Source organism: Rhodococcus sp. NPDC058639 (assembly GCF_042717545.1).
Taxonomy (GTDB): domain Bacteria; phylum Actinomycetota; class Actinomycetes; order Mycobacteriales; family Mycobacteriaceae; genus Rhodococcus.
Genome location: NZ_JBHXRF010000001.1, coordinates 76,985 through 92,835 on the forward strand (window position 1 = coordinate 76,985; position 15,851 = coordinate 92,835).

Here is a 15,851-nt window from a genome sequence, read left to right on the forward strand (position 1 = left end):
GTAATCTAGGCGGACGAGTTAAGGGCTTCCTGAGGGCTCCCCCTCGCCGGCGGGAGGAAGCATCCGGCCGGCCACCGCTCCCAGGACGAACAGTGGCATTGTCGCTGCCGCGACGAGGATCGCGACGGGCAACCACACCGAGCCGAGGGCGAACGCGGCGAATATCGCCACCGACGCCATCTCGCTCGTGACGCCCACGACGGACGACACCGTGGCGCGAGCGCGCCCCGACATCGTCTCCTGGAGCCGGGCCTCGGCCACGATCGCGGTGTGGTGCAGGGCGCCGTAGCCGAGACCGATGGCCACGAAGCCCGCGACACCCCCTGCGAGAGCGCCCAGCGCCAGGGCCAGCGCGCCGAGCGCCACGATCACACCCATCACCCGGCCACGCATCCGCGCGCTGTGTCCCGCCGTTGCCGCGCCGACGACCTGCCCGACCACGGTGATCGCGACGAGAACGGGCACGAATTCTGTGGACGCACCGTCCTCCCGTGCGAGCAAACCGAAGTACTCGTCGAAGGCGAGACACGCGAGCAGCGCAGCGGTGAGGACAACGGCGCGACGCACGGCGGAAACGGTGCGGACCTCGTTCGTGCCGTCGCGCAGGCTTGCGAGGTACCGCGCGGCAAGGGTGTCGCCGGGGCCGTCGATCTCGTCGGCCTCCGTCGATTTCGGCGCCGCCGGGAGTGTGAACACCAGCAGCGTGCCGGCGACGGTGATCGCCACGGACGTCCATCCGACGAGCGCGTAACCGCCCAGGCTGAACAGTGGGGCCGCAGACAGCGTCGCGGCGAACACGCACACCATCTCCCCGGCGGCGGCACAGCCCATCACCGCTGTGTACCGGTGTTCGCCGCCGCGTGCGGCCAGTTCGTCGTAGACCAGTGCTTCGAAGGTGCCGGATTTCAGCGACTCACTGATGCCCCACAGCGCGAAACCGGCGGCGAATCCCCAGTACGTCGGCCACACGAGCCAGATCGTGAAGGCCGCGGTGAGCAGTACGCCGCTTCCGGCGAGGAGTGCTCGTCGCGACACCGTGTCCGCCCAGGCACCCGAGGGCACCTCGGAGACGAAGGCGACCACCGACCAGAGGACGAACAGGGACGAGATGCTGCCGGCGCTGAGTCCGTGATCTTCGAACAACAGGACGTACAGGCCGTAGAACGGCACGAACTCCCGGATCGAGGCATACGCCACTGCGCGGATGCATACTGCGCGGACGGAAATCGCCCGGCAGGACCTGGGATCGTGCGGTTCGGATCAACGTCGTCGGCGCATGATCCCAGGGTGCCACGCGGCCCCGGTGCCTGTCACTCACCTTTTCGGGCATCGGATACGGTCGGACGGTGACCGAGGAGAATGCACCCGAGCGCTCGCGCACCTACACCTGGGACGATCCGGCGCCCACCTCTGCCGCCAATCGCGAGATGCACGGCCTCGACTTCCTGCGCGGCATGATCGACGGTTCCATCCCGCAGCATCCGACGTCGCGGACCCTCGGTTTCGCCGTCACCGACGCCCGCGAGGGGTTCGTCGAGGTGTGCATCGAGCCTCAGGAGTTCCACGCCAACGCCGTCGGCAGCGTGCACGGCGGCGTGCTCGCGGCGATGTTCGACACCGCCATGGGACTGAGCGTGTCGAGCACCCTCGAGGCCGGAGTGGGCTACACGACGTTGGACCTGCAGGTCCGGTACGTCCGTCCCGTTCAGCCCGGTCGGTCCGTCGTCCGGGTGCACGGTTTCTGCGAATACACGGGCCGCCGCACCGCGACCGCGCGGGGCGAGGCGCGCGATGCCGACGGACGACTGCTCGCCACGGGTTCGTCCACCTGCCTGATCCTGCGCTGAGGGCTTCTCCCTGTTCCGAGACCTCCGGCCGCACCGGGACGTCGGAGACACTGGGAGGTCAGGTGTCGAGTTGCCTCGGTTCGGCGCGCCTCCGTAGCGCAGGCGCTACCGGACGCCCGCGCAGCAGTCCGTCGACAGTCCCCGCGTCGAGCGCCCGGCGGTAGACGTCGAGCGCACCCTCGACCGCCTCGGCGGTGCGGGCGATGTCGTCGTCGGTGTGCGCTGCCGACACGACGAACGACTGAGCAAGAACCCCACGGTCGAGTAGTTCCTGCAAGAACAACGTGCGGTAGGCCTGCGAGGGACGACCGTCCGGGTCGCAGGTCGCGAACACCAGGCACGACGGCCTGCCGTGCGCGCGGACGAAATCCCCGACCCCGGAGTCCGCGGCGGACGCGTTCACCGACTCGGCGAGAGCCCCACCCGCCGCCTCCATCCGCCCGATCGGGTCCTCGGTCCGGTAGGCCTGCACCACGGCCCGGAACGCTGCCAGGGATCCGGTCTCCGGACCGTGCGTGGTGGACAGGAGGAAGACCCGGTCCGATCCGGTTCGGAGCCCGCCGAGTTCCATGTACTCACGCTTTCCCGCCAGCGCCGAGATCGGGAACCCGTTGCCCATGGCCTTGCCCCAGCACGACAGGTCGGGGCGAACACCGTAGAGATGCTGCGCGCCGTGCTCGGACCAGCGGAACCCGGTGATCATCTCGTCGAGGATCATCAGCGCGCCGTAGCGGTCGCACAGCGCGCGCACCCCCTCGAGGAACCCGGGAGGAGGTTCCGCAGTGGCGGTCGCGGCCTCGAGAACCACACCCGCGACGGGCCGTTCGGCCAGCACCTCTTCGAGCGAGGACAGGTCACCGTATCGGAACCTGCCTGTGAGGTGCGCTGTGGCAGCGGGAATCCCCGCGTTCATCGCGGTACCGCCGATGAACCAGTCGTCGACGGAGAAGAACGGGTGGTCGCACACCGCGATGTGGTCGCGTCCGGTGACCGCCCGGGCGAGGCGCACCGCCGCGGTCGTCGCGTCCGATCCGTTCTTCGCGAACTTCACCATGTCCGCGCCGGGAACGAGGTCGAGGAAGTCTTCGGCAGCTGACAATTCGAGTTCGGTGGGGCGGCTGAAGTTGGTGCCCCGGCGGATCGTGTCGGCCACCGCCTCGACGACCGGCGGGTAGCCGTGCCCCAGGGTCACCGACCGCAACCCCATCCCGTACTCGACATACTCGTTGCCGTCCACGTCCCAGACGTGCGCACCGGATCCGTGCGTGAGGATCGGGGTCATGAACTCCGGATATTGGTCGGGTCCGCGCGCGTAGGTGTGCGCACCCCCGGGGACCATGTCGTGCAGGCGGGCCTGCATCTCGGCCGAGCGCTCGAAAATTTTACCCCCGGAGATGATCTCGACCTCTGGTGACGCCGGACTTCCCGTCATCACACGACCCTTCCGTAGTACCGGTGCCGTACGGCGTCGGCAGAATGTCCTGCGCTTTCACGTCCCCGGGCTCCGCCCCGGCCGTGTGCGTCACTGCCGCGGGCGCCGCGGTGTCCGCCACCGCCGCCCACAGTTCCCGTACCCCGAACGATCCGGTCTCCGTCCTGATGCCGGACATCCGCCCTTCGAACTCCAGGCCGGCGGCGGCAGCGAACGATGTCGCGAGCGGATCGTCGGGATCGATCTCCGTCTGAATTCTGCGCAGACCCAGATCACGGAATCCGTGCAGCATCAGCGTCGTCGTCGCCGAGACGAGGGCGGTGTGCGGTTCGTACGTCTCGGATTCGACGCGGAGGACGGCATTGCCCCGCACCGCATCGAGGCCTTCGAGCGCGACGTGACCCAGCGCGATCCCGCCGCTGACGACCCGGAACGCCAGTGCACGGCCCGCGCGGAGGTCGGCAGGCTGTAAGCCGTTGCCGCACCCCCGCCGCGCCAGAGAGCGCCCGCGCGGGGACAACTGTCCGTTCCGGTGGTGCTGAGCCTCCCGCGGGGACAACGGCGTCAGGACGAAGGTGGAGTCGTCGTCGAGACGACCGGCGACGGACTCTTGCCTGCCGGAGGAAAGATGCGAAAGAACCCGCCCCTTCACCGAACCGGCGAAAAAACGCGCGGTCGTGACGATCGCGACGACCGAGGGCAAGCGGTCACTCACCGGCCGTGGCCGCCCCCGCGGTGGCATGCCGGGTATCGACAAGGTGACCACGAAACCACCGGGCGGAGCAGTATCTGCGGTAACGGCCCACAGGGCGTGGTCCTTGGGACAGCCACCCACGTCGAAGTACGCACGCATCGTCGCTTCGTGGACGAGGCCGGCCCGGCGTACCGCCCTCGCCGCGGGTTCGTTGTCACAACTGATCGGCGCGGTGATGCGGTGCAACCCGAGCGCCCCGAAGGCATGGTCGGCGACCATCGCCAGGGCCAGGGAACCGACCCTCATGCCCCCGAGGGCGGAATCCATCCAGATTCCCATTTCTGCCGAGCGCGCGTCAGGGTCGAGGTCGGTCAGCGTGCACTGTCCCGAGAACAACCCGTCCACCTCGATGGCGAATCCGAGACTGTGGCTTGCGCGTCGCAGGTGCAGGCACTCACGGATCCACCATTCTTCGGTGTGCCGCTGCTCCCACGGGACCGGGCTCGAAGCCCAGAACCGCTCGATGAACTCACGGTCGCGCAGGCGGATACGGCGCCACCGCTGGAAGTCCGAGAACCGGGGAGGCCTCAAGTGGACCACTGGCCCCGCCCGCGACACTGCGGTCAGCGCCGGACAGCCGGGGCCATTTTCCGGGCGTACTCCTCTGTGTGAGCGCATCTTCACTCCTCGGGATGTCGGAACGGGGCAGTGACACTCGGCGAGGGGACGGCGTCGGCCCGCTGCCGGGAGCGGACGATGCGCAGCAAAAGGTTTGCCGCGTCGGACACCACGGGCCGCGCGAACAACGTCAGCAGAAGCACGTAGATGATTCCGAAAACCACAACGCCCACGACGAGAAATGCCACCGCCACCAGGACTGGACGTGAATCTGTGTGCATGACACCGGTTTCGAGCATCCACACAGCGAGCGTGGCCAGAGCGGCAGCAGGCAGCGGCGGAAGGACGGCTCCGCAGATCGCCCGGGCCGAAACCGGGATCACCCGCATCGTCAACGCGAGGACGACGATCCCGACGACTATCGAGGTGAGAGACACCGACAGGGCGGCGCCCACCATACCGAAGGGACCGACGAGCAACAGCAACAAACCGAGTCCCAGGCCGACCTCGCTGACGGTGTACCAGTTCAGCAGACCGGTGCGGCCCCTCCCCTTGATGATCTCCTCGCTCACGCAGATGCACGCGCGGCCCAGGCTCAGGCCCGCCAACGCGACCACCACTGGGCCGACACCGCGCCACGGTTCACCGAGAACGACGACGACGGCCGATGGACCGAGGGCGATCATCAGACCAGAGCACGCCGCGGCGAGAACGATCGCCCATTGCAGTGCTCTCAAATACGCGGGGACAAGCCTGTCGAGATGGCTGGCGATGCGCGAGAAAGCGGGAAACAATGCGACGGAACCGACTTCGATGATCGCCATGGTGGGTATCCGCGCGATGCGCTGCCCGTACCGGAAGAGGCCCAGGTCGGTTGTGCTCAATCCGCGGCCCAGCACGACCGCTTCCGTTGCGTTCTGCACCCGCGATCCGACCATCCAGAACACGAGGGGTGCCCCGTAGCGTGCGAGCGCCCGCCACATCGCGATGGAAGCCCGTCCGGAACCCGGACGCCAGCTGGTAATCAGCCACACCGAGACGACGAGGGCGAGGTACGACGCGTAGGTGCCCGCCACCATGCTCCACACTCCCCAGCCCCGTGCGGCGAGTCCCACCGCAACCACCGCATAGGTCACAGCGACGAGGGGGCCGACGACGAGACGGCGGCGCACACTGAACTCACGTTGCAGCATCGCCTCGGGCACGTTGCTCAACGCCTGGAGCAGGAGGAGCCCCGATGTCGCCGCAGCCACGAGTCCGGCGGTTCTGCTGTCGAAGACCGAGGCGATGAGCGGCGCGGCTGCTAGCGACCCGAAGCTCATCGCGATGCCCGCGATCAGAGTTACACGAAACACCGTCTCGGCTGCGTCGGCTACGTCGTGCTCGCGCTGGATGAGTCCGGATCGCAACCCGCCTTCGACGAAGGTACCGAGCAACGTGGTGAGTACGGTGCCGGCGACGAAGACGCCGATTTCCGCCGGGCTGAGCAAGCGCGCCAGCGCGACGGTCTGGGCCAGCGACACCATCTCGCCGAAGACCAGCGCGAGCGCGGAGGCGCCGGCAACTCTGCCGATCGATGCGAGCAGGGACCGGCCACCCGAGGTGTTTTCGTGCGGGGACCCGCCCGTGTACTCCCCTCCCGCACCCGACTCGCCGGCGTTGTCCCCGCGCTTCACCGGTAACCGCCCCCTGTGGGTTCGCTCAGCGACGACATCCGTTCGAACATGTCTCTGCTGGAAGTGATCTGTGCTCGCGCCTGTGCTCGCAACGGTTCACGGACCTCGTCAGCGCGCACCCACACGGAGCGAATCACCCTCTCTGGCAGCGATTCGAGGATCGGCACCCGGTGTGTCCGGGTCGCGTCGGAGTCACCGTTGTTCCGCAGCCGATCCTTACTGCTCGCGATGACGATCCGGACGCTCTCGGTGACAGCCGGGTAGTCCGCGGACGAGTGACGCTCGGTCATGTGACCATCCGATCTTGGGCGCGACGACGGGATCGATCTGACGCACATTCTGGACCAATACTCCATCAAACGCGCGCTATAGCAAACTCTAAATCCTACATATCGTGTAGAAAGATACTCAAAGACTGTTTTGACCATCACGCCGAATAGAAGCGGATCCTCCGTATGGCACTCACGAACAACACCGCGACGCCGGAAAACGGGGACACCGTCGATACCGCGTCCACTGTGAAGATCCAGCTGCAGCGCATCCGGCGGTTCTGGCCCGTCGTGGCGACGATCGCGCTTGCGGCTGTGCTTGCCGGGGCGGTGTATTCCTTCACCGCCGCCCCGTCCTACACGGCACGGTTCATCCTCTTCGTTTCCTCCCCCGGCCGGGTCCCGGAGGAGGACGCGGTCATGGTCCTCGGTTACGTCGATCTGTTCAACGACCCCGCGTACCAGTCTCGGATGCGTGAATCCTCGGAGTTGGCCCCCGGCACGACCTTCGAGGCGCGTATGGCCGCAGCGAGCGCGCTGGTCTACGTGGAGGCGACGGCAGGCAGCGAGGGCGACGCAGTGGCCGCAGCGACCGCTCTGGCGACCAGTTTCCGTTGGGATGTCGACTCGGTCCGGCGCGCCGAGAGAGACGCCTCCATCGCGGCGCTCCGCACCCAGTTGGACGAAGCCCGCGAGATGCCCGACGGCGGGACACCGCCGGGGTACTCGATCCAGCGGATCTCCGAACTCGAGAATCAGATCAACCTGATGCAGGGCGACTCCACCAACCAGCTTCAGGTTCTGCAACCGAACGGCGGTGTGTCGGTCTCCGAACCCAGCCCGCTGCGGGACATTCCGATCGCGCTCGTGGGCGGGTTGATCCTGGGGTCGGTGGCGGCGGTGGTGACCTCGATGCTCTCCGGCAGGCTCGGCACAGCGCACGACGTGCGCGTCAAGACGGGGGTGAGGCCCCTCGTGGACCTTCCCCGCGGCGGATCCCGGCGTACCGATCGCCTGCGTGCCCGGCGGCTGACCCGGCTGGCGACGATCTTCGGGCCGGGGAACCCGGCCCGGCCGGGTGTCGTGGCGGTGGTCGCTCCCACCGCGACGCCCGCTACCGCAGAGATCGCCCGCGCGATCGCCGGGTACTGGGCAGCCGAAGGCGAACGCGTGGTTCTGCTCCGCGCCGACCTGCGGCGGCCCTCGCACGGCGACCAGACGGACGGTGCGCGTCCCGATCCGGCCGACGGCTCCGGTGCCACGGCAACGGTACGGGAGATACCCCTCGGATACCTGCTGGCGAACCCCGACGTTCCGTTGAATCGCGCCGGTTTCACGGCGGTTCTCGAGCGGGTGCGGGCCACGGCCGACCTCGTTGTGGTGCAGGCTCCGCCGCTCCTCGACGACCCCGGTATCCATTCGCTGTGTGCAGCCGCCGACGGCACGGTGCTCGTCCTCGATCGCGCACGCGCACGCGTCGCGTCGACGTGTGAGAGCGCGGAACTGCTCGAGCAAGCCGGCCTCGCGGGTGGCGTTCTGCTGGACCCGCCCCGACCCGGATCGCGTCCGTCACGCGGGCAGGCGCCCTTTCCTGCCTTCTACGGACCGGTGCGTTTCGAGCGGGTACGGCGCCTGGACGCAGTTCCCGCACGCAACGGCCATCACCGGAACCAGGATGCGGGCCGTCTCGTCCCCGGCCGTCCCGGACCCAACCCGTGATCTCGCTTCTCGTCCCTGCCGCGCTGGGACTCGCAGTGCTGCTCGCGGCGGCGAGTCACCCGGTGACCGCAGTACTCGTGCTGCTGGTCGCCATGTTCCTGCGGGTCCCCACGCCCGAGATTCCGATGCTTCCGGTAGATCTGTTCGTACTCTTCTTCCTCGTCGCCGTCGGTTCCGCCGCGATGTGGGTCTCTGTGCGCATGCATCGCCTCCGCCGACTCGGCGCGCTGGAGATCGTGATGGGGATCTATGTCCTGTGGAACGTCTACTCGATGGTCTCGCCGCATCGGTTCTCCGCCGCTGCCCCGTTGAGCGGCGAAGAGATGTCCGTCATCCGATTCATCGTGATCGGGACCGTCATCCCGTTCACGGCCTTTCTCGTGGCGCGCCTCGCGTTCGACACCGAACGTGCGGTGCGGGCGCTGCTGTGGACCGTCGTCGCGCTCGGTGCGTACTCGGCGTTGGTCAGCATCCTCCAGTTCCGTGCGCCCGCACTGGTGTGGCCCCGCTACATCCTCGAGAACGAGACCTGGCCGGGACGTGCGGTAGGAGTGACGAACCAGCCCATCGGCAACGGCACGATCCTCATGCTCGCCTTCGTCTGCGCACTCGTCCTCGCCGCCCGCGGGACGCAACTCCGGCAGGGGCGGTGGCTGTTGTTCGTGGTCGCCGGGGCCTGCGCGTACGGCGTGTTCCTCACGTACACCCGTGCCGTCTGGCTCGCCTTCGGCATCGTCATCGTCGCCGGCATGATTCTCGCGCGCGGCTTCCGCACCGGATTCGTCGTCACCGCCACGGCCGCCGCGGCCGGCATCGCCACCTCGTGGTCGACTTTCACGAGTTCGGACCGCAGGGCCGGTGGGGTGGGCTCCACAAGCGAGATCCACGACCGGTTCAACACATTCTCCACAGCATCGTGGGCTATTCGCGAAGAGCCGTGGACCGGTTGGGGTATCGGACGATTCACGTCGGTGAACACCTACTTCCACAGGACACTCGCGCCCGAGATCCCGTGGGAGGGCGGATTCGCGATCGACGCGCACTTCACCGAGATGGGCATCGCGGCCGAACTCGGGCTGATCGGTCTCGCTTTGTGGCTCACCATTCTGGTCCTTTTGATCCGGCTTCTCGTCCGCGCGTACCGCACGCTTCCGGCGGGCAACGTGCTCGGTCAGCCGCTCGCCATCGCCGCGCTTCTCGCCGTGTTGTGCATGCTCGTCACCGGAGTCACCGCCGATCTGCGGAATCTCGACGTCACCAACGCCCTCGTGATGACGATCGCGGGCGCCGCGATCGGGTGCGCCGGGAGATACGGCACGCCCGACCGTTCACCGGAACTGCGCCGCGAGGAGGTACCCGCATGAAAGAACAAAGAGCCGTGTGGGTTTCGACGAGTACCACCACCCACGGTGGTGTCGCCTCCTTCGTCCGCACCATGCAGGGCACTCGACTGTGGTCCGACTGGAACATCGAGCACATCAGTACACACCGCAACGGGTCGGCAGCCCTCCGGATCGCCGTGTGGTTGCAAGGCTCGGCCGCATTCGCCGCCACGCTGATACGCAGGCGTCCCGAGGTGGTCCACCTGCACACGGCGTCGTACGGCAGCTTCGTTCGCAAAGCCCTGCTCGCCGGATGGGCACGTGCGCTCGGCGTGCCGGTCGTGATGCACGTCCACGGCGCCGAGTTCCATCGCTTCCACTCGCGTAGCCCCGCGCCGCTGCGCCACCTGATCCGGCACACCCTGTCCGCAGCCGCGACGGTCGTCGCTCTCGGCGACAGCTGGGCACAGCGTCTCACCGAAATCGCACCCGAGGCCCGGATCATCGTCGTACCCAATGCGGTACGACCCCGTTCCCCGAACTCGCACGACAGCCATCACGGACCCGTCGAGGTCCTCTTCCTCGGTGAGATCGGCGAGCGCAAGGGCACGTTCTGCCTGCTCGACGCCTGGGCACGGCTGCGCGGCGACGGCGCCGTCACCGGGCGGGCGCACCTGACGATCGCGGGTGACGGCGCGGTGGCAGCGGCGCGTCGCCGTGTGGCCGATCACGGACTAGGCGACAGCGTGTCCGTCGCCGGCTGGGTCGACCCGGCCGAGGTACCCGGCCTTCTCCGCGGGAGCCACGTTCTGGTCCTCCCGTCGCGCAACGAGGGCCAGCCCATGGCCGTCCTCGAGGCGATGGCGCACGGCGTGTGCATCGTCGCCGGCGCAGTCGGTGGCATCCCCGATCTCGTCGACGAGACCTCGGGGATCCTCGTCCCTCCCGATGACGTCGCTGCCCTGGCCGACGCCCTCCGCCTGGTGGTCTGCGACCACGACCTGCGAGCGCGACTGGGTGCCGGGGCGTGGCAGCGGGTCGCGACCCGCTTCGATGTCGATGTCGTCTCGAGGCGTTTCGACGCCCTCTACCGCGAGGTGTCCTCATGGAAAGCCCCCACCCCCTCCGCGTGATGTACGTGGTCCCCGATCTCGAGGTCGGAGGCGCCGAACGCCACGTCACCACGCTGCTTCCCCGCCTCGACCGGACCCGCTTCGCCGCGACCGCGGTGTGCATCGGTGGGCCGGGTGCGCTTTTCCCCGTGCTCGCAGAGCACGACATACCGGCGGTCGCGCTCGGCACCACCCGAAGGCAGGCACCGCGTGCCCTGGTCATGCTCATCCGGGAGATGCGCCGGTTCCGGCCGGACATCGTGATCACACGCGGATACAACGCCGAATTGCTCGGCAGGCTGGCTGCATTCGCCGCCCGGACACCCCGCTCGATCGTGTGGATCCATCACTGCGGCGACACCGAACCGATCTCCACGGTGCGCCGATGGATCGACCGGCTCCTCGACCCGATCACAGATGCCTACTTCGGAGTCGCGGAGGCGCAGAGACCGTTCATGGTGGGAGAACTCGGTTTTCCCGACGACAAGATCACCATCGTCCACAACGGGGTCGATCCCGGCCCGTTCACTCCGCCCGCATCACGTGCCCCCGATCGGGCACCCACGGTGGGGATCCTCGCCGCTCTGAGGCCCGAGAAGGATCACGCGACCTTCCTGCGCGCCGCAGCCCGGGTGGCCGCCGCGCGCCCGGAGATCCGTTTCCTCATCGTCGGGGACGGTCCCTGCCGCAACGAAATCGAGGCTCTGATCACCGAACTGGGACTCGACGACCACGTTCTCCTCACCGGTTCGCGCCCGGACGTCGCACACCTGCTCCACAGCATGGACGTCGTCGCCCTCAGTTCCCATACCGTCGAATGCTTTCCGATGGCGTTGCTCGAAGCGATGGCCGCGGCCCGTCCCGCCGTGTGTACGGCGGTCGGCGGCATTCCGGAAATGCTCGTCGACGGTGTCACGGGTCTGCTCGTCCCTCCCCGAGACCCGCAGGCCCTTGCCGACGGCCTGCTCGACGTCCTGTCCGATCCCGAGCGGGCACGGAAGATGGGGCGGGCGGGTCGCGAACGCGTGGAATCCGAATTCACTCTCGACCGCAGCGTGCGTGCGACGCAGCATGCCCTGGACACCGTCGTCCGCACCTCGTCCCGGGTACGGCCGTCCGGTCCGCTCCGCTTGACACTGGTGCTGGATCAGACGTTCGTCGGGGGCGTCGAGGTACTCATGCTCGACGTCTTCCGGCACTTCGATCCCGCGGTGATCCGGCCGAGGGTGCTGTGCCTACGGGAAGAGGGCCCGCTGGCCGACGAATACCGCGCGGCGGGCTTCGAGGTGGAGGTCGTGCAGCGGTCGAGTCGCTACGACCCGCGGCGGCTGACGCGGCTGGTCCGGAACCTGCGGCGCGATCGCACGGACGCGGTGCTGGTGACCCACCACCACCGTGCCGCCCTGGGGCTCGGACGGATCGCTGCCCGGATCGCACGGGTCCCGGTGAATCTGGTTGCCGCTCACGATATGGATCTGACGTCGGTCGGCGGCCGCTGCCTTCCCCGCTGGGCCACGGCCACGTTGTTCCTGTCGGATGCACTCGTGCTGCTCGGGCGGCGGCAGGGCGAGTATCTCCATCGGGAAGAAGGTGTGGGTCGCCGGCCGTGGTCCCGGACCCGGGAGGTGGTGATCACCAACGGTATCCGGGTGGGACCTGTACCCACGACCGCCGAGCGGGAACGGGCGCGACGCGAATTGGGATTGTCCCCGGGCGAATTCGCGGTCGGGATCGTCGCGCGGCTGAGCCCTCAGAAGGCCCACGACGTGCTGTTCGACGCGGTGGCACGCGTCGCTCGCACCCACCCCGCGACGAAGCTGGTGGTGATCGGCGACGGACCTCGCGGACCGGAACTCCGGGAACTGGCGCATCGCCTCCGCATCGCGCACCGTGTCGTGTTCACCGGGACCCGGCGCGACGTTCCGAGCTTGCTGGCCGGACTCGATGTGGCGTGCCTGTCCTCGGTGCACGAGGGAGCGCCCATCTCGGTGATGGAAGCGATGGCCGCAGGTCTCCCCGTGGTCGCCACCTCGTGTGGATGCATCCCCGACATGGTGACCGACGGGGTCGAGGGTTACGTGGTGCCGGTCGGCGATTCGGCCGCACTGGCAGAGCGTCTCGTCTCCCTCGCCTCGAACCCCGGGCGTGTGGCGGAGATGGGTGCGGCGGCACGCCGCCGGGCCGAATCGGAGTACCGGATCTCCCGGACCGCGCGTGCATTCGAGGCTCTGCTGGCCGACCTGGCGACGGTGAGGTGACGGTCCCTCACGAGCCCGGGTGGACGAGCACGATCCCGTCGAAGGGAGCGAGTTCCACCTCCTCGACGACCTCCCCGTTGTTCGTGATCGGGTCCTGGACTCCCTGCAGTTTCCGGTACGGCCTCTCGAGCGCGATGCGTTCGGTGGTCTCGCCCGCGTTGACGAGCACGATTCCGTGGTCGAAATCGCGTCGATAGACGCCTGGTTCGGTCGGACGGCCGCCGGCTCCGGGGGTGGGATTTCCCGACGGGGCGGCCTCGGGCAGGGGCCGGCCGAGGTAGCCGCGACCGGAATCGCCGCCGAGTTCGTCGTAATAGCCGGTCGTGCCGTAGTCGAGGCCCATCGGAGCCCAGAACCCGTCGCCCAGCAACGTCGCGGTCGCGAAGAAACGCGCTCGTCGGCGATGTTCCTCGGTGCTCGGACCCAGGCGCTTCCGGTTGATGGTCAGCCACACTCCCGGATCCCGGTGCCCGGGTCCGGATGTCGCGGCGAGGTAGCGGCCGAGGTCGACGCGGGGGTCGCGCTCGGCGTAGGGATCGGCGAAGCTTTCCCACGCTCGTCCGTCGAGCGCGTCTCCCTCCAGGGTGCGGTCACCGTTGGCGACCAGGATCGCGTCGCGGGGTAGTTGCGCCCGGATCAGGGCCTCGGCGTGCGCGACTCCGCGTGCCCACGGACTGCCGGGACCGTAGATCTGCGAATCGGTTTCGTCCACCCCGTCGCGGTCGATGTCCCAGCGGTCACTGTCCGCGGAGTAGATTCGGTCACCCCAGACGTCGAGAAGGATGCCGTCCCAGATCCCGGCGGACCACACCCGGTCGACCACCCACTCCGCCGCGTACTCGGCGTAACTCGCCCCACCGACCCGCGGGCCCTCGTCCGTGAGGTTCACCATCGTCGTGCCCGGCCATTCGCTGACCGTGGTTCCGGATGCGGTCGTCGCGAGCCACTCCTGCGGGAACGAACTCGTCTCGCTGTCGGAGAATTGCCACAGGTCGTACCTTCCGGCCCAGTACTGCGGGCTGCCGAGACCACCCGGGTGGTCGACGACATTGACGTAGGCGAGCAGCCGCATCCGCGGGTTCACCGCTTCCAGTTCGTCGAAGTACGTGCGCGGAACCCTGTGCGCCCATTCGTGATCGATGACGACCAGGTCGTAGCGTGCGAGGTCGCCCACGGGCGGCAGTCGGTCCTGGGAAAGATAGTAGGTCGCGGTCCGCGGAAAGGTCGGGGGCCACCCCACGTCCGGGGCGGCGTCCGGGTCGGCGGCCGCGTGCGCTCCCACCCGTGCGGTCGACCCGATCTGCATCGGCGTACTGCTCGGCGGCGAATCTCCGGGCATCACGGTCGAGCACGAGAGCGTCGAGACCGCCGCAACGAGCACGGCAAGCCACCGCCGGCGCCGTGCCCGCCTTCCTCCGCTCGCGGCCTTCACGACGAGGAGAGACCCATCGGTTCCCGGAGATCGTCTTCGACGACCGCCGTCCTCAGTTTTCCGGCGGCGGTGCGCGGTACCGCACCGACCGCCACGATCGTGAGGTCCTGTCCGGGCCCGAAGTAGCGGTCGACGTTGCGTCGGAGAGTGTTCTCGACGTGCGCCGCGTCGTACCCGGCGCCGGGCGCCACCCGTACCTCGAAGCGGCCCGGTGCGCGCTGGGCGATCTGTATCTCCCGCACTCCGGTCACGTCGTCGAGCACGATGGACGGCAACGGCAGTGGTCGCCCGTCGGCCGCGACGAATCGGTCTTCGACCCTGCCGTCGAGGCTCCCCCATCGCGGAAACGTACGTCCGCACTCACACGGTCCGGCCGGCGCCGGCCCCACCCGGTCCCCGGTGCGATAACGCAAAACCGGGAAGCCCCAGTTGTGGAGCGGAGTGCCGACGATCTCCCACCGATCGGGCACCCCCGGAACCGGGATCGTTTCGACGATTCCGTAGTCGGGAAAGAGGTGGTAGCTACCCTTTTCGCAGGTTGCGGCGAACGCCGCACGTTCCGTCTGTCCGTAGTGATCGACGATCGGTCCGCCGAATACGTGCCGCATGAGTGCGCGCTGGTCGTCACGCATCATCTCCGACGACGTGAGGATCGCGCGCAGCGGTAGCCGTTCGCCCCTGTCGTGCAGGAGCGCCGCTAAAACGGCGATACTGGACGGCCACCCGTCCACGACGTCGGGCCGGAAAGCGCGGACAGCACTCATGATCGTGGGCAGAGTGGTGGGCGTCAGGTGGTAGCTCGAAATCAGCAGTTGCCGTGCGCCTGGCACCGATTCGACAGGATCGTCCGGATGGTCAGCGGCGAAGTCGCTGTTGCCCAGCGTGATCCTGCGCATTCCCGCCGGAAGCCCGTACCAGCGGCGCTGCCGGTCGAGGGCACACGCTTCGTAGATCGACGACCCCGGCGTGCGGTAGACGGTGACGGCACGGCCGGACGTACCGCTCGAATGTGCTTGCCACATCAGGCGAGACGGATAGGCGCGGAATCGCTCCGGATGTGCGACGAGCGCGGATCGCTCGATCAGCGGAAGGCTACCGAGGTCGTCGAGCGTTCTGATCGCGCGCGGATCGACCCCGTTGCGGCGGAACCAGTCCCGGTAGAACGGTGAGGCCACCGCCGCCCACCGTACGAGCGCGCGCAACCGGCGTTCCTGGAACCCGGTGACGACATCCGCGTCCGCGGACTCGAGGTGCTGCATCGACATCGTCGTCGCGGCGCGCATCGGGTGCGCTCGGAGGATCGCCTGCTGCAGGGACGGGAAAACCCTCGGAGGTGCCATCTTGAATACCCTAGGTCTCTTTCAGTGCAATAAACATACCCTGAGCCCAGTTTACGAAGCATTTTCCAAACTGCTTGGTTATCATCGGCTAGAGCGGTGCGGGGGCGCGCTTTCCATGCCCGTCCGAATTCA

12 protein-coding genes are annotated in these 15,851 nt (G+C 68.2%); 5 read left to right on the forward strand and 7 right to left on the reverse strand.

What is annotated here, in order from left to right; translation table 11 throughout:
* Window positions 1-18 precede the first annotated feature (18 nt).
* Entirely contained in the window at window positions 19-1,197 is a 1,179-nt protein-coding gene (locus tag ACFWU2_RS00315; protein WP_378598577.1) for an MFS transporter, read from the reverse strand.
* Window positions 1,198-1,427: 230 nt separating this feature from the next.
* On the opposite strand from ACFWU2_RS00315, the gene ACFWU2_RS00320 reads away from it, so the two are divergent.
* Window positions 1,428-1,847, forward strand: coding sequence for a PaaI family thioesterase (locus ACFWU2_RS00320; RefSeq protein ID WP_378600146.1), 420 nt, complete (start codon window positions 1,428-1,430; stop codon window positions 1,845-1,847).
* 58 nt (window positions 1,848-1,905) lie between these two features.
* Here the strand turns inward: ACFWU2_RS00320 and ACFWU2_RS00325 are convergent, their stop codons facing one another.
* From ACFWU2_RS00325 to ACFWU2_RS00340, 4 genes are all read right to left on the reverse strand, one after another.
* Window positions 1,906-3,279, reverse strand: coding sequence for a glutamate-1-semialdehyde 2,1-aminomutase (locus ACFWU2_RS00325; RefSeq protein ID WP_378598580.1), 1,374 nt, complete (start codon window positions 3,277-3,279; stop codon window positions 1,906-1,908).
* The gene (locus ACFWU2_RS00330) at window positions 3,230-4,564 is read right to left on the reverse strand and encodes a GNAT family N-acetyltransferase (protein WP_378598584.1); all 1,335 of its coding nucleotides are present in this window, start codon (window positions 4,562-4,564) and stop codon (window positions 3,230-3,232) included. The genes ACFWU2_RS00325 and ACFWU2_RS00330 overlap by 50 nt, the downstream gene beginning before the upstream one ends.
* Window positions 4,565-4,653: 89 nt before the next feature.
* Window positions 4,654-6,267: an oligosaccharide flippase family protein gene (locus tag ACFWU2_RS00335; protein ID WP_378598587.1), complete on the reverse strand. Its 1,614-nt coding sequence runs from the start codon at window positions 6,265-6,267 to the stop codon at window positions 4,654-4,656.
* On the reverse strand, window positions 6,264-6,557 hold the full coding sequence (locus ACFWU2_RS00340) for a hypothetical protein (RefSeq protein ID WP_378598590.1): 294 nt from the start codon (window positions 6,555-6,557) through the stop codon (window positions 6,264-6,266). The genes ACFWU2_RS00335 and ACFWU2_RS00340 overlap by 4 nt, the downstream gene beginning before the upstream one ends.
* Window positions 6,558-6,722: 165 nt before the next feature.
* Between ACFWU2_RS00340 and ACFWU2_RS00345 the strand changes: the two genes are divergently transcribed.
* The 4 genes from ACFWU2_RS00345 to ACFWU2_RS00360 are packed head-to-tail and all read left to right on the forward strand — an operon-like array spanning window position 6,723 to window position 12,947.
* Entirely contained in the window at window positions 6,723-8,255 is a 1,533-nt protein-coding gene (locus ACFWU2_RS00345; protein ID WP_378598593.1) for a hypothetical protein, read from the forward strand.
* Window positions 8,252-9,619, forward strand: a complete 1,368-nt coding sequence (locus tag ACFWU2_RS00350) for an O-antigen ligase family protein (RefSeq protein ID WP_378598596.1) — start codon at window positions 8,252-8,254, stop codon at window positions 9,617-9,619. Before ACFWU2_RS00345 ends, ACFWU2_RS00350 begins: the two co-directional genes overlap by 4 nt.
* Window positions 9,616-10,710, forward strand: a complete 1,095-nt coding sequence (locus ACFWU2_RS00355; RefSeq protein WP_378598599.1) for a glycosyltransferase family 4 protein — start codon at window positions 9,616-9,618, stop codon at window positions 10,708-10,710. Before ACFWU2_RS00350 ends, ACFWU2_RS00355 begins: the two co-directional genes overlap by 4 nt.
* Window positions 10,683-12,947, forward strand: coding sequence for a glycosyltransferase (locus ACFWU2_RS00360; protein WP_378598602.1), 2,265 nt, complete (start codon window positions 10,683-10,685; stop codon window positions 12,945-12,947). Before ACFWU2_RS00355 ends, ACFWU2_RS00360 begins: the two co-directional genes overlap by 28 nt.
* 7 nt (window positions 12,948-12,954) lie before the next feature.
* Here ACFWU2_RS00360 and ACFWU2_RS00365 read toward each other — a convergent pair whose 3' ends face one another.
* Window positions 12,955-14,379 (reverse strand): putative glycoside hydrolase, encoded by a 1,425-nt coding sequence (locus ACFWU2_RS00365; RefSeq protein ID WP_378598605.1) that lies wholly within the window; start codon window positions 14,377-14,379, stop codon window positions 12,955-12,957.
* Window positions 14,376-15,719 carry a phenylacetate--CoA ligase family protein gene (locus ACFWU2_RS00370; RefSeq protein ID WP_378598608.1) on the reverse strand — a complete coding sequence of 448 codons (1,344 nt, stop codon included), beginning with the start codon at window positions 15,717-15,719 and terminating at the stop codon, window positions 14,376-14,378. The genes ACFWU2_RS00365 and ACFWU2_RS00370 overlap by 4 nt, the downstream gene beginning before the upstream one ends.
* Between the last annotated feature and the right edge of the window lie 132 nt (window positions 15,720-15,851).

What these genes read in the sequence shown, in the direction of transcription:
- ACFWU2_RS00320 (WP_378600146.1), top strand. Translation starts at nt 1,428, where the DNA reads ATGCACGGCCTCGACTTCCTGCGCGGCATGATCGACGGTTCCATCCCG.
- ACFWU2_RS00325 (WP_378598580.1), bottom strand. Translation starts at nt 3,279, where the DNA reads ATGACGGGAAGTCCGGCGTCACCAGAGGTCGAGATCATCTCCGGGGGT.
- ACFWU2_RS00340 (WP_378598590.1), bottom strand. Translation starts at nt 6,557, where the DNA reads ATGACCGAGCGTCACTCGTCCGCGGACTACCCGGCTGTCACCGAGAGC.
- ACFWU2_RS00345 (WP_378598593.1), top strand. Translation starts at nt 6,723, where the DNA reads ATGGCACTCACGAACAACACCGCGACGCCGGAAAACGGGGACACCGTC.
- ACFWU2_RS00355 (WP_378598599.1), top strand. Translation starts at nt 9,616, where the DNA reads ATGAAAGAACAAAGAGCCGTGTGGGTTTCGACGAGTACCACCACCCAC.
- ACFWU2_RS00360 (WP_378598602.1), top strand. Translation starts at nt 10,683, where the DNA reads ATGGAAAGCCCCCACCCCCTCCGCGTGATGTACGTGGTCCCCGATCTC.
- ACFWU2_RS00370 (WP_378598608.1), bottom strand. Translation starts at nt 15,719, where the DNA reads ATGGCACCTCCGAGGGTTTTCCCGTCCCTGCAGCAGGCGATCCTCCGA.